Annotated in this window: 12 protein-coding genes; 10 read left to right on the top strand and 2 right to left on the bottom strand. The window is 44.5% G+C overall.

Features of this window, described 5'->3' with window-relative positions; all coding sequences use genetic code 11:
• The first annotated feature begins 20 nt into the window (after positions 1-20).
• Complete coding sequence (locus tag MNY66_RS08235; RefSeq protein ID WP_047256137.1) at positions 21-1,646, top strand: YdgA family protein; 1,626 nt, start codon at positions 21-23, stop codon at positions 1,644-1,646.
• Positions 1,647-1,766: 120 nt separating this feature from the next.
• On the top strand, positions 1,767-2,771 hold the full coding sequence (add, locus tag MNY66_RS08240) for an adenosine deaminase (RefSeq protein ID WP_241500653.1): 1,005 nt from the start codon (positions 1,767-1,769) through the stop codon (positions 2,769-2,771).
• A 252-nt stretch (positions 2,772-3,023) separates the two neighbouring features.
• Here the strand turns inward: add and MNY66_RS08245 are convergent, their stop codons facing one another.
• Together MNY66_RS08245 and MNY66_RS08250 are read right to left on the bottom strand one after the other, a co-directional pair.
• A complete protein-coding gene (locus MNY66_RS08245; RefSeq protein ID WP_047256139.1) occupies positions 3,024-4,010 on the bottom strand; it encodes a bile acid:sodium symporter family protein in 987 nt (328 codons plus the stop codon).
• 121 nt (positions 4,011-4,131) lie between these two features.
• A complete protein-coding gene (locus tag MNY66_RS08250; RefSeq protein ID WP_241500654.1) occupies positions 4,132-5,172 on the bottom strand; it encodes an oxidoreductase in 1,041 nt (346 codons plus the stop codon).
• A gap of 174 nt (positions 5,173-5,346) precedes the next feature.
• On the opposite strand from MNY66_RS08250, the gene MNY66_RS08255 reads away from it, so the two are divergent.
• From MNY66_RS08255 to MNY66_RS08290, 8 genes are all read left to right on the top strand, one after another.
• Complete coding sequence (locus MNY66_RS08255) at positions 5,347-5,787, top strand: DUF2569 domain-containing protein (RefSeq protein ID WP_047256141.1); 441 nt, start codon at positions 5,347-5,349, stop codon at positions 5,785-5,787.
• A 93-nt stretch (positions 5,788-5,880) separates the two neighbouring features.
• Positions 5,881-6,462 carry an electron transport complex subunit RsxA gene (gene rsxA / locus MNY66_RS08260; RefSeq protein ID WP_047256142.1) on the top strand — a complete coding sequence of 194 codons (582 nt, stop codon included), beginning with the start codon at positions 5,881-5,883 and terminating at the stop codon, positions 6,460-6,462.
• Entirely contained in the window at positions 6,462-7,079 is a 618-nt protein-coding gene (rsxB, locus tag MNY66_RS08265) for an electron transport complex subunit RsxB (protein WP_047256143.1), read from the top strand. The genes rsxA and rsxB overlap by 1 nt, the downstream gene beginning before the upstream one ends.
• Entirely contained in the window at positions 7,072-9,540 is a 2,469-nt protein-coding gene (gene rsxC / locus MNY66_RS08270; protein ID WP_241500655.1) for an electron transport complex subunit RsxC, read from the top strand. The genes rsxB and rsxC overlap by 8 nt, the downstream gene beginning before the upstream one ends.
• A gap of 38 nt (positions 9,541-9,578) precedes the next feature.
• Positions 9,579-10,409 carry a hypothetical protein gene (locus tag MNY66_RS08275; protein ID WP_241500656.1) on the top strand — a complete coding sequence of 277 codons (831 nt, stop codon included), beginning with the start codon at positions 9,579-9,581 and terminating at the stop codon, positions 10,407-10,409.
• 10 nt (positions 10,410-10,419) lie between these two features.
• A complete protein-coding gene (gene rsxD, locus MNY66_RS08280) occupies positions 10,420-11,499 on the top strand; it encodes an electron transport complex subunit RsxD (RefSeq protein WP_047256145.1) in 1,080 nt (359 codons plus the stop codon).
• A 9-nt stretch (positions 11,500-11,508) separates the two neighbouring features.
• Positions 11,509-12,138, top strand: a complete 630-nt coding sequence (gene rsxG, locus MNY66_RS08285; protein WP_047256146.1) for an electron transport complex subunit RsxG — start codon at positions 11,509-11,511, stop codon at positions 12,136-12,138.
• A 2-nt stretch (positions 12,139-12,140) separates the two neighbouring features.
• Positions 12,141-12,869 (top strand): electron transport complex subunit E, encoded by a 729-nt coding sequence (locus MNY66_RS08290; RefSeq protein WP_241500657.1) that lies wholly within the window; start codon positions 12,141-12,143, stop codon positions 12,867-12,869.
• Positions 12,870-12,901: the final 32 nt, after the last annotated feature.

The following is a 12,901-nucleotide window of genomic DNA, read 5'->3' on the forward strand; positions in this document are numbered from 1 at the left end:
AGAAAGGATGGATGTTCAGCATGAAAAAGTCATTAGTCGCGGTTGGCGTTATTATCGCAGTAGGCGCAGTATGGACGGGCGCATCATGGTACACGGGTTCTAAAGTTGAATCTGAATTCAACCGCGTGATTGAGAAATCTAACCAAGCGTTGGCCGTTAGCCTGCCAGATACTGGAATTATTTTAAAAGTTGATAATTATCAACGTGGTATTTTCAGTTCTAATGCAGATGTTCTAATCACCAGCGCAGACTCTACGGACGACTCTGATGCTATCGTGATCAAAACTAACATTGATCATGGTCCATTCCCAGTATCTCAAGTGGCTAAATTTAATTTAATTCCAAAATTAGCTGCGACACATGTTGAACTGGCTAACAACAAAGTGACTGAGAAACTGTTTAAATATACTGACGGTAAATCATTAATCAACGGTACTACAGTTATCGGTTATGGCAAAGGCATCGATTCAACATTTGATGTTATTCCATTAGATATTACTGAAAATGGTAACAGTTTAAAATTTAGCGGTGCAAAATTTGTATTTGAAGGTACCGCAGATCTAAAAGATATAAAAGCTTCTTTAACTAGTGACAATACTGTTATTTCTAGCGATGCTGAAAAAGAAAGCCTGGTATTAAAAGGTCTGAAGTTTACCAGTGATATCAAAAAAACCGACTATGGTTTTTACACTGGAGATCAAGCTCTAATTGTTGAAAATGTTGATGTTAATAGTACCGAAGCTGCCTTCTCTTTCAAAAATTTAAAAGTTGACTCAGCAACTTCTATTGCAGATAAAAATGCCAAAGGTAGTTTGACTTATAGCATTGATGATTTAGACGTTCTCGGCCAAAACTTAGGCTCAGGTAAAATGTCATTATCAATGGATCGTGTAAGTGCCGAAGCCTTGGGTAAGTTCATTGCTGATTACAACGAAGCGATTTCACAAAGTTTATCTGATGGTAGCCTACCGTATGTTGCTGATCAATTAGCGATGCGTATGTTATCAACAAGCCTGCCTGAGTTGATGAAATCAAATCCACAGTTTGCGATTTCCCCACTGTCTTGGAAAAATGCGGCTGGCGAAAGCAACTTTGACCTGTCAATGGATTTCAATGCTTGGACACCGGAAGAATTAACTAACTTAGGAATGTCTAACAAAGCTGACGAAGCTGTGAAAAAACTGTTTAAAAGCTTTGATATGAACATCAAACTGTCAAAACCTATGCTTATCGAAGCAATTGCCCAGTCGCATAGCATTGATTCAGGCAAAACAGTTAACGCAGAAGAGAAAAAAGCTTTCACCGAACAAGCGACTCAAGAGTTAACTGTAATTGAAGCGCCATTAACGGCTGATATGTTCTCTTCACCGTACGAAGATATGTTCTTAACTGACGAACAACGTGCAGAAAAAGCCAAGCAAAAACCAACACCTTGGATGGTGAATAGCGATGATGCATTGACTATGTCATTCAAATTCGATGGCAACGATATCATCGTTAATGGACAGAAATTTACTTTAGCTGATTTCCTGACTAAGATGCATGTAATCTCACCTGCTGAAGAAGAACAACCTGAAGAACAGATTGATGTGCAAGAAGAAATTGAAATCCCAGCTGTAAGCGAAGAGGCTCCAGCGGCGCAATGATAATCGCAGTTTAGATTATTGTTTATATCATTAATCTTTTTGTTAAAACGCCAGTCACCCTCTTTGACTGGCGTTTTTTATTATTAATTTCACTACATTGACTAAAAGGACGGGAATTGCATGATAAATCACACTATTCCATTAACCGATTTACACCGACATCTTGATGGCAATATTCGTCCACAAACCATATTATCTCTTGCAAGACAGCACAATATCGCCCTGCCTGCGGATGAATTAGAAGCATTACGCCCTCATGTTCAAGTGCTTAGCAATCAACCAGACTTACTCGGTTTTCTACAAAAACTTGATTGGGGTGTAGCAGTATTGGCCGATCTAGCCGCCTGTTATCGTGTAGCTTTTGAAAATGTAGAAGATGCCTATCATGCAGGAATTGACTACGCCGAGCTGCGTTTTTCTCCCTATTATATGGCGATGAAACACCAATTACCTATCGATGGCGTTGTCGAGGCAGTAATCGCAGGTATTCAAGCGGGAGTTAAGAAATATCCCATAAAAATCAATTTAATCGGTATTTTAAGCCGAACTTTTGGACGCGAGGCGTGCCAACAAGAGTTGGATGGATTATTAGCGCATAAAGATCATATCTGTGCCCTCGATTTAGCCGGAGACGAGCTCGGTTTCCCAGGGGAGTTATTCCATACGCATTTTACCCAAGCCAAAGATGCGGATTGGCATATAACGGTACACGCCGGCGAGGCTGCGGGTCCCGCCAGTATTTGGCAAGCGATAAATCAACTCGGCGCCGAGCGGATTGGTCACGGCGTTAAAGCCATACAAGATCCTCAATTAATGGATTATTTGGTTACCCATGAGATTGGAATTGAAAGCTGCTTAACCTCTAATCTGCAAACCAGTACCGTAGCTTCTCTGGCGGAGCATCCATTAAGGCAATTCTTAGCCCATCAGGTTATTGTATCCATTAATACCGATGATCCGGCAGTACAAGGAATAGAGATAGCCCATGAGTATCAACTTGCGGCTAGAGATGCTGGGTTAACTCCCGCAGAGATTTTACAAGCACAGCGTAACGGTCTACGTATGGCATTTTTAAGCGCCACAGAAAAACAGCAATTAATTGAAATGGCTGCGCAACGTAAATAGCTTATTTAATCGAATCGGTCAATTTAGTAGGTCAATGGTATGGCCTACTAAATTAAACGAATTTAACCTACCGTGATGACAAATTGACAAATCATAAGCCACGCTAAACCGCTTAAGCTCTATTGGTGAACTCAAGTCTATACTCAGAACAGATTCCAAAAATCTAAACAACATATCGGTATTAGACAGTTATTGCGTATGTATCAATTTATTATTTTTCAGTCATCAAATAGTCACGCCGAGATCCCGCGCTTATTCGGCTTTTTGCTTAGCTCCCTGATTAGCATAGCGTTGTGCAAGTACCGCACAAACCATCAATTGGATTTGATGGAAAATCATTAATGGCAATAAAATCACCCCAACGACAGATGCCGGAAATAATACATTCGCCATAGGTACACCATTCGCCAGACTTTTCTTTGAACCACAAAAAACAATCGTAATTTCATCGGGCTTACTAAATTTCAGTAATCTCGCTGCAGCAATATTCATCACAATTATCACCAATAACAGTAAGCAGCTCACCACACAAATCATCAATAACGAATAAGCATCGATTTTTTGCCAGATCCCTTCAACCACTGCTTCACTAAAAGCAACATAGACCACTAATAAAATCGATGAACGGTCAGTGATATTAATTAATTTACGATGACGATTAATCCATTTTTCAATTAACGGCCTCGCCAGATGTCCAACGACAAAAGGAAGCATCAGTTGCAGTAAAATTGAGCCAATCGCATTAAAAGTATCTACAGCTTGGCTACCATCAGCGTCCATCAACATCCCAACTAATATAGGCGATAAAAATACTCCAAGAATACTGGATGCCGAAGCACTACAAACTGCCGCTGCGACATTGCCTCCGGCTACCGAAGTAAATGCTATCGCTGATTGCACTGTTGCGGGCAAAGCACATAGATAAAGAAAGCCCATATATACCGTAGGCGACATCCATTCTGGCACCATAAAGTGCATGCCCAGCCCTAAAATCGGAAACACAATAAAGGTACTGCTAAACACCAACAAATGCAGCCGCCAATGACGAATACCCGCCATTATCGCTTCCCGCGATAATTTAGCCCCATGCATAAAAAACAGCAGTGCTATCGCAGCAACAGTCAAATATTTAAAGCCTACTTTGACCTCACCTTCGCAAGGAAAAATGCTAGCAATTCCAATCACCAATAGCATAGTAATAAGAAACGGGTCGATTTTTAATTTATTTAGCCAAGGCATATTACTTCTCAATATAATATTACTGGCACCTTATCCTGATGCCAGTAATGATTAAATAAAAACTATCATTCCAACCTGTTCCATTTAAAGGAATTATTCTAAAATACTTGTTCTAAAATTGTTATTCCAGAACAATAGTTTGCTGCTGTTTTGCCGATTTAACACCGGCTTCGATTAACTTCATGACCATAATCGCTTGCTCAGGTGTAACAGGATTAGCTTCTCCTTCGCGGATAGCTTGGTAAATCGCCGTATAAAAGCCAGCATAATTACCTTTTTCATTCGGCCACGGCTGTTCAACTAATTGATCGTCCTGTGACAGCGTCACAATTCCTGCACGCGGATCCACACCCCAATTATCGCCTACAGGATAATGCCCAGTCTTTAATAAATCTTCTTGGGTATCCAAGCCATATTTAACATAACTGCCCAGCATTCCATGCACAGTATAAACAGGCGATTCAGCAGCAGCCACTGTTGTCGCATGCAGAACCACTTTTTTATCGGCATAATTAAGCATCGCATGAAAGTAATCTACCGCTTCTGCTCCCGGCCTGATCTCAGCCAGATCGGCGGTGATCGATTGCGGCTTACCGAAAAACTGCAACATTTGATCTAACAAGTGCGGGCCTAAATCGTACCAAATCCCACCGCCGGCGACCGACGATTCGCGCCAGCGTTGACGTACTGCCGGGCGATATCTATCAAAATGTGAACTATAATATTTAATATCGCCGAGGATCTGCTGATCCAACAGTTTTTTCAACGTTAAAAACCCTGCGTCAAAGCGACGATTATGATAAACCGATAGCAATAAACCGGCATTTTCCGCTTGATTCTTCAGCGCCTCAGCCTCATCTACTGTTACAGTAAATGGCTTATCGACCACGACATGCTTACCTGCCGCTAAGGCCTCTTGTGCTAATAAATAGTGAGTATTATTAGGCGTAGGGATAATAATAAGTTCAATATCGGGGTTATTAAATAAGGCTTCTGGCGAGGAGACTACAGTAACATCGGGCAAATCCGCACTAACTTTTGCCGGATCGCTGCTTGAGACAGCGGTGAGTTCAAACTGATCTAAAGCCACAATAAAAGGTGCGTGAAATGTCTTACTTGCATAACCATACCCTACTAATCCAACTTTAATTGGTTTAGTCATAATTACCTCTTTATCTCGGTCAGATGGTAGATTTTAAATTAATCATTTATGTTAATCAGCTAGAGAAGAAAGTACCACTAGTGTTTGCTGATTAGCAAACTAAACTAAAATAGCGCTATCCGTTAGCCGCATGTTAAGATAGTGCTATTTCCCGTCATTGAGTTGATATCTATAATGAAACCTTTAAATGATTACCAGCATATTAATGGTTGGCTGTTAGCGCCAGCGAGCTATCTAGTTGTTATGTTTGTTGCTGCTTGCGGCATGTTTATTTTATATGTTTTAAAGTTTTTTGATTTATATTCAGCTTATGGAGCATGGCCTAGCTTTCTACCACTTAGCTGGTATTTATCTTTAGCCACGACGTTATTAATGGGTCTTTTTACTGCTCACGTGATTAAATTGATGTTTTTTCGAGCACGTAAATTCCCACGTATGTTCATAATTTGGCTAATGATTTCATTAGTTCTCGGACTGAAAACCTTCGCATTTTCACCGATTGACGATACTATGGCGCTAAAAGTGCTATTATGGCCATTATTTGCCGCATCGTTATTTGTGCCCTATATGAAACGTTCATACCGCGTAAAAATGACTTTCACACAAGATCGATAAGCCACGCTAAAATTGCTTGTTATTATAGCCGGGTTATTTTTAATAATTCGCTAATTCTTTTTCGTTTTTTATCAACACGTTTCAGGCAATGCAATGACTGATTATCTGCTTTTATTTATCGGGACCGTTTTAGTTAACAACTTTGTGTTAGTTAAGTTCCTTGGCTTATGCCCGTTTATGGGCGTCTCAAAAAAACTCGAAACCGCCATTGGAATGGGCTTTGCAACCACCTTTGTAATGACCCTTGCGTCTATCACCTCGTGGTTGATGGACACCTTTATTCTGATCCCCTTAGATCTCATTTATCTGCGTACATTAAGTTTCATTTTAGTGATCGCGGTGGTGGTCCAATTCACCGAGATGGTCGTACGTAAAACTAGCCCGACCTTATACCGCTTATTAGGTATCTTTTTACCGCTAATCACCACTAACTGCGCGGTTTTAGGGGTTGCACTACTTAATATCAATCAATCCCATAACTTTTTACAATCGGCAGTCTATGGTTTTGGTGCCGCGGTTGGTTTTTCATTAGTCATGGTGCTATTTGCTGCAATACGCGAACGACTGGCCGTCGCCGATGTGCCCGCGCCATTTCGGGGCTCATCAATTGCGTTAGTTACCGCGGGTTTAATGTCTTTGGCCTTCATGGGCTTTAGTGGTTTGGTGAAATTCTAATGATATCGTTATGGATTGCTATTGGCATATTAGCCGCATTTGGGCTGATATTTGGCCTTATTTTAGGTTACGCATCTCTGCGTTTTAAAGTCGAAGAAGATCCGATTGTCGAACAAATCGATCATATTCTACCACAAAGCCAATGTGGTCAATGTGGTTATCCTGGCTGCAAACCTTACGCAAATGCGGTAGCCAATAATGGTGAAATGATCAATCGTTGCGCTCCTGGTGGCGAGCAAGCGATGTTGAAAATTGCTGAGCTACTGAATGTAGACCCGCAGCCACTAGAAGGCGATGAAGCCGTATTAAATCCTCAGCGCAAAGTGGCAATTATTGATGAAGATAACTGTATTGGTTGTACCAAATGCATTCAAGCTTGCCCGGTAGATGCAATCATTGGTGCAACGCGAGCCATGCATACAGTGATTGAAGATCTGTGTACTGGCTGCGATCTGTGTGTGGCTCCCTGCCCAACAGACTGCATTGAATTAGTTCCGGTCAAAACGTCCACCTCTAACTGGAAATGGGATTTAAATTCGATTCCGGTTAAAAATATTACATTACCAACAACTCCTATCACTCCGAAGGGATCGACTCAGGGTGAATCGCATGTTTAATTTATTTAACTGGTTGAAGAAAGACAATATTTGGGATTTTGATGGTGGTATTCACCCACCTGAAATGAAATTACAATCCAGCCAAACCCCCATGCGTATCGCCGCGGTACCTGCGCAATTGATTATTCCATTACAGCAACATTTAGGCCCTGAGGGTGAATTATTAGTTAAGGTTGGCGATTATGTATTTAAAGGCCAACCGTTAACCAAAGGGATTGGCAGAACCGTCCCGGTACACGCGTCTTCCTCTGGGATTGTCAGTGCTATTGAGCCACGCGTTACTGCGCATCCTTCCGGATTAGCTGAGCTGTGCGTAATTATTACCACCGACGGTAAAGACCAATGGGGCGAACTGCATCCGTATCCTGAATATACCCAGCTGACGGCTTCCGAGCTATTATTCCATATCGAACAAGCAGGTATTGCCGGCCTTGGCGGTGCGGGATTCCCAACGGCAGCAAAATTAGCTGGCGCAGGGCAAGCGATTAAAACGCTAATTATTAATGCTGCAGAATGCGAGCCTTACATCACGGCCGATGATCGCTTAATGCAAGAGCATGCCGATGAAGTTATTGAAGGCTGCCGAATTTTGATCCATTTGCTTAACCCTGAACAAGTGTTAATAGGCATTGAAGATAATAAACCCGAAGCCATTCGCGCCTTAAAAAAGGCACTAACGCAACACGACCCACTGATCCATATTCGGGTGATCCCCACCAAATACCCTTCGGGGGGAGCTAAACAATTAACTAAAATTTTAACGGGCAAAGAAGTACCCTCTGGCGCGCGTTCATCTCAAATTGGCGTATTAATGCAAAATGTCGGCACAGCGGTTGCCATTAAACGCGCAATTATTGACGGACACCCTTTAATCGAGCGCGTGGTAACTGTGACGGGTGAAGCTATACAGCAACCGGGAAACTTTTGGGCGCGTTTAGGCACACCCGTACAATATCTATTGCAACAAGCGGGTTTTCAACCGCAAGATCAACAAATGGTGATTATGGGGGGGCCATTAATGGGCTTTACCCTGCCCGACCTCAGTGTGCCTATCGTAAAAATCAGCAACTGCCTGTTAGTGCCTACCGCAGAAGAAATGGGGCTTAAAGCACAAGAAGAAGCCTGTATTCGCTGTGGGCTCTGTGTCGAAGCTTGTCCTGCTGGTTTACTGCCACAGCAACTATATTGGTTTAGCCAAGGCAAAGAGCACGATAAAGCACAAAAGCATCATTTATTTGACTGCATTGAATGTGGCGCTTGCGCCTATGTATGCCCGAGCAATATTCCTTTGGTGCAATATTACCGCCAAGAAAAAGCAGAAATCAAAGAGATAGCCCAAGAAGAACGACGTGCTAACGAGGCTAAACTGCGATTTGAAGCTAAACAAATCCGTATGGAAAGAGAAAAAGAAGCGCGTGAAGCTCGACATAGAAAAGCCGCCGTGCAACCAGATAGCGATGATAAAAGTGCGGTTAATGCAGCTTTAGCTCGTGTAAAAGCAAAACAGCAGTCTGCTGCCGAAAGCATTACTGTCGATCCGACCCAGGCTCCAGATAACAGCGCAGTGATTGCCGCTCGTGAAGCACGAAAAGCACAAGCCCGCGCACGCCAAGCCGAGAAAAAAGCCGCTGAGTCACTATCCACGTCTACTGAGCCACAAACCGCCACAGCAGAAGCCGGAGCTGAAACTGACCCACGCAAAGCTGCTGTAGCCGCTGCGATTGCTCGTGCTAAAGCCAAAAAAGCCGCACAAGCTGGTGCTGATCTCTCGGCGGAGGCTGCCGAAACAGTAGCTGCCGAAACTACAGCTTCTACAACAGCGTCTGCAACCACAGCACCTGAAGCTGCAACGGAAGCCGGGGCCGAAACTGGCCCGCGCAAAGCCGCTGTAGCCGCTGCAATTGCTCGAATGAAAGCCAAAAAAGCCGCACAAGCTGGTGCTGATCTCTCGGCGGAGGCTGCCGAAACAGTAGCTGCCGAAACAACAGCTTCTACAACAACGTCTGCAACCACAGCACCTGAAGCTGCAACGGAAACCGGGGCTGACCCGCGCAAAGCCGCTGTAGCCGCAGCGATTGCCCGAGTAAAAGCCAAAAAAGCCGCACAAGCTGGTGCTGATCTCTCGGCGGAGGCTGCCGAAACAGTAGCTGCCGAAACTACAGCGTCTACAACAGCGTCTGCAACCACAGCATCTAAAGCTGCAACGGAAGCCGGGGCCGAAACTGACCCGCGTAAAGCCGCTGTAGCCGCAGCGATTGCTCGAGTAAAAGCCAAAAAAGCCGCACAAGCTGGTGCTGATCTCTCGGCGGAGGCTGCCGAAACAGTAGCTGCCGAAACAGTAGCTGTCGAAACAACAGCGTCTGCAACCACAGCACCTGAAGCTGCAACGGAACAACAAACGTCTGCAACCACAGCACCTGAAGCTGCAACGGAAGCTTCGGGCGTCTGCAAAAGCACCTGAATCCGCGCAAAGCCGCTGTAGCCGCTGCAATTGCTCGAATGAAAGCCAAAAAAGCCGCACAAGCTGGTGCTGATCTCTCGGCGGAGGCTGCCGAAACAGTAGCTGCCGATAGCTGTCGAAACAACAGCTTCTACAACGCTGAAGCTGCAACGGAAGCCGGGGCTGAAACTGATCCGCGCAAAGCCGCTGTAGCCGCACATTGCGGCAACCTGATCTCTCGGCAGGCTGCCGAAGCTGCAACGGAAGCCGGGGTTGAAACTGACCCACGCAAAGCCGCTGTAGCCGCTGCAATTGCTCGAATGAAAGCCAAAAAAGCCGCACAAGCTGGTGCTGATCTCTCGGCGGAGGCTGCCGAAACAGTAGCTGCCGAAACAGTAGCTGTCGAAACAACAGCTTCTACAACCACAGCACCTGAAGCTGCAACGGAAGCCGGGGCTGAAACTGATCCGCGCAAAGCCGCTGTAGCCGCAGCGATTGCCCGAGTAAAAGCCAAAAAAGCCGCACAAGCTGGTGCTGATCTCTCGGCGGAGGCTGCCGAAACAGTAGCTGCCGAAACAGTAGCTTCTACAACAGCGTCTGCAACCACAGCACCTGAAGCTGCAACGGAAGCCGGGGCTGAAACTGATCCGCGCAAAGCCGCTGTAGCCGCAGCGATTGCCCGAGTGAAAGCCAAAAAAGCCGCACAAGCCAGCGCGATTGAGATTGATACGCCAAGTTTACAAATGGAAATAGATAATCAATTATCGCCGGCTGCCGATGAGCCCATCGAAGACGAAACTGATCCACGTAAAATAGCAGTTGCTGCGGCAATTGCTCGCGTAAAAGCAAAGCGTGAAATGCAAAAACATGAAGAAACATCGATAGAATAGCGAAAAAAATATGAAATTTAGACCCATAAATCAACAAAGTCGTCGTTTAAAAATCGCTAGCTCGCCGTTTACTCACGACCAACATAATACCCAACTAATTATGCTGTGGGTAATTATTGCTGCTATTCCCGGTATTGCCGCGCAGCTTTATTTTTTTGGAATAGGTACTTTATACCAATTAATTTTAGCCATGCTAACCGCCATTATTACCGAGTCTATCGCGGTAAAATTACGCACACGTAGCATAAGCACCGCGCTCAAAGATAACTCGGCATTAGTGACTGCGCTATTATTAGGCGTTAGTTTGCCGCCTTTAGCGCCTTGGTGGTTAATTGTTATTGGTACTGTATTTGCCATAATTATTGCCAAGCATCTGTATGGTGGATTAGGTCAAAATCCGTTCAATCCCGCCATGGTCGGCTATGTCGTACTGCTCATTTCATTCCCCGTACAAATGACCAGTTGGCTACCGCCGGATGCATTACAAAATATACCTACCTCAGCTTGGGATAGCCTAATGATTATTCTGACCGGGCACACACCTAGCGGATCAACATTAGAGCAGCTACGCTTAGGGATTGATGGTATGAGCCAAGCTACGCCGCTCGACAGCTTTAAAACCGGCTTATTAACCCATGCCATTGACGAAGTCTTAGCGCAACCCATATTACAAGGCTCATTAGCCGGCATTGGTTGGCAATGGGTAAATATCGGTTATTTATTCGGCGGATTAATCATGCTTAATCGCAAGGTGATCAATTGGCAAATCCCCGTTTCATTCTTAGCGGTACTAGCAATTTGTTCTACCATCAGTTGGTTGATTGATGATGGTCATTATGCCCCGCCACTGTTCCAATTACTGTCTGGCGCAACTATGCTAGGTGCATTCTTTATTGCCACCGACCCAGTGACGGCGTCAACAACACCTCGCGGACGATTAATTTATGGGGGGCTCGTTGGGCTATTAGTATGGATTATTCGAGTCTACGGCGGCTATCCGGATGCCGTTGCATTTGCGGTACTGTTAACAAATATTGCGGTACCATTGATCGATAATTACACACAACCACGAGCATACGGGCATAAATAAGGAAATCAGATGTTAACAACTATGCGACGCCATGCGATTACTCTGGCACTGTTTGCTGCCGGAACCACCGGATTAAGTGCAGCGGTTTATACTCTGACTAAGCAGACAATTGCGGAACAAGCTGCAATCGAGCAAAAAAAATTGTTAGATCAAGTGGTTCCCCCACAAATGTACGATAATCAGTTTAGCCAAGAATGTTATTTAGTCACTGCGCCCGAGGCTCTGGGGACTGCACAACCGCACCGTTTATATATCGCGCGTAAACAAGGTACTCCTGTGGCAGCTGCGTTAGAATCTACGGCACCAGATGGCTATTCCGGCGCTATCAACTTAATTGTTGGCAGTGATTTTAACGGTAATGTTTTGGGGGCTCGAGTCACTGAACATCATGAAACGCCGGGGTTAGGTGATAAAATTGAAACTCGGATTTCCGACTGGATCACCCATTTTAGTGGTAAAAAAATTGAGGCTGATAATCTATCACCTTGGGCAGTAAAAAAAGATGGTGGAGAGTTCGATCAATTTACTGGGGCAACCATTACGCCACGAGCAGTGGTCAATGCTACAAAAAAAACCGCTTTATTTATGCAAAATGTTACCGATAATCTGGCCGATTATCCTGTGTGTGGAGCCGAATAATAATGAATCAAACTAAAGAATTATTTGCTCAAGGGCTGTGGAAAAATAACTCAGCGCTGGTTCAATTACTGGGCTTATGCCCATTATTGGCGGTTTCATCAACCGCCACCAATGCATTGGGCCTGGGTTTAGCGACCACTTTAGTATTGGTCTGTACCAATGTTGCGGTATCGGCCTTTCGTCGTTGGGTACCTTCAGAAATTCGTATCCCCATTTACGTTATGATCATCGCCTCAGTAGTTAGCGCGGTACAAATGCTGATCAATGCCTATGCTTTTGGGCTGTATCAATCATTAGGAATTTTTATTCCGCTGATTGTCACTAACTGTATCGTGATTGGTCGTGCAGAGGCCTTTGCCGCCAAAAATCCAGTCTATCAATCAGCGATGGATGGCCTTGCGATGGGACTAGGGGCAACCGCTGCCTTGCTGGTATTAGGAGCGATGCGTGAAATTCTTGGTAATGGCACACTGTTTGATGGCGCTGATTTATTACTTGGCTCTTGGGCTAAGGCACTGAGAATTGAAATTATTCATCTCGATTCACCATTCCTTTTAGCCATGCTTCCCCCCGGTGCCTTTATTGGCCTCGGGCTAATGCTAGCACTAAAATATTTAATTGATGAAAAAATAAAACTACGCCATGCCAGTAACTCACTGAAGAAAAATCAGACTCAAGAAACTGAACTTCAAACAGAGTTATCCACCGAGCGCGGACAGTCAAGCCATTAACGTCGATTATCGGCGTCTGTGCATGGCAGGCA

The sequence above is a fragment of the Moellerella wisconsensis genome (genome assembly GCF_022592395.1).
Classification (GTDB): Bacteria; Pseudomonadota; Gammaproteobacteria; order Enterobacterales; family Enterobacteriaceae; genus Moellerella; species Moellerella wisconsensis.

Coding starts and splice junctions, on each gene's coding strand:
- MNY66_RS08255 (WP_047256141.1), top strand. CDS start 5,347: ATGAAACCTTTAAATGATTACCAGCATATTAATGGTTGGCTGTTAGCG.
- rsxG (WP_047256146.1), top strand. CDS start 11,509: ATGTTAACAACTATGCGACGCCATGCGATTACTCTGGCACTGTTTGCT.
- rsxB (WP_047256143.1), top strand. CDS start 6,462: ATGATATCGTTATGGATTGCTATTGGCATATTAGCCGCATTTGGGCTG.
- rsxA (WP_047256142.1), top strand. CDS start 5,881: ATGACTGATTATCTGCTTTTATTTATCGGGACCGTTTTAGTTAACAAC.
- MNY66_RS08235 (WP_047256137.1), top strand. CDS start 21: ATGAAAAAGTCATTAGTCGCGGTTGGCGTTATTATCGCAGTAGGCGCA.
- add (WP_241500653.1), top strand. CDS start 1,767: ATGATAAATCACACTATTCCATTAACCGATTTACACCGACATCTTGAT.
- MNY66_RS08245 (WP_047256139.1), bottom strand. CDS start 4,010: ATGCCTTGGCTAAATAAATTAAAAATCGACCCGTTTCTTATTACTATG.
- MNY66_RS08290 (WP_241500657.1), top strand. CDS start 12,141: ATGAATCAAACTAAAGAATTATTTGCTCAAGGGCTGTGGAAAAATAAC.
- rsxC (WP_241500655.1), top strand. CDS start 7,072: ATGTTTAATTTATTTAACTGGTTGAAGAAAGACAATATTTGGGATTTT.
- MNY66_RS08275 (WP_241500656.1), top strand. CDS start 9,579: ATGAAAGCCAAAAAAGCCGCACAAGCTGGTGCTGATCTCTCGGCGGAG.
- MNY66_RS08250 (WP_241500654.1), bottom strand. CDS start 5,172: ATGACTAAACCAATTAAAGTTGGATTAGTAGGGTATGGTTATGCAAGT.
- rsxD (WP_047256145.1), top strand. CDS start 10,420: ATGAAATTTAGACCCATAAATCAACAAAGTCGTCGTTTAAAAATCGCT.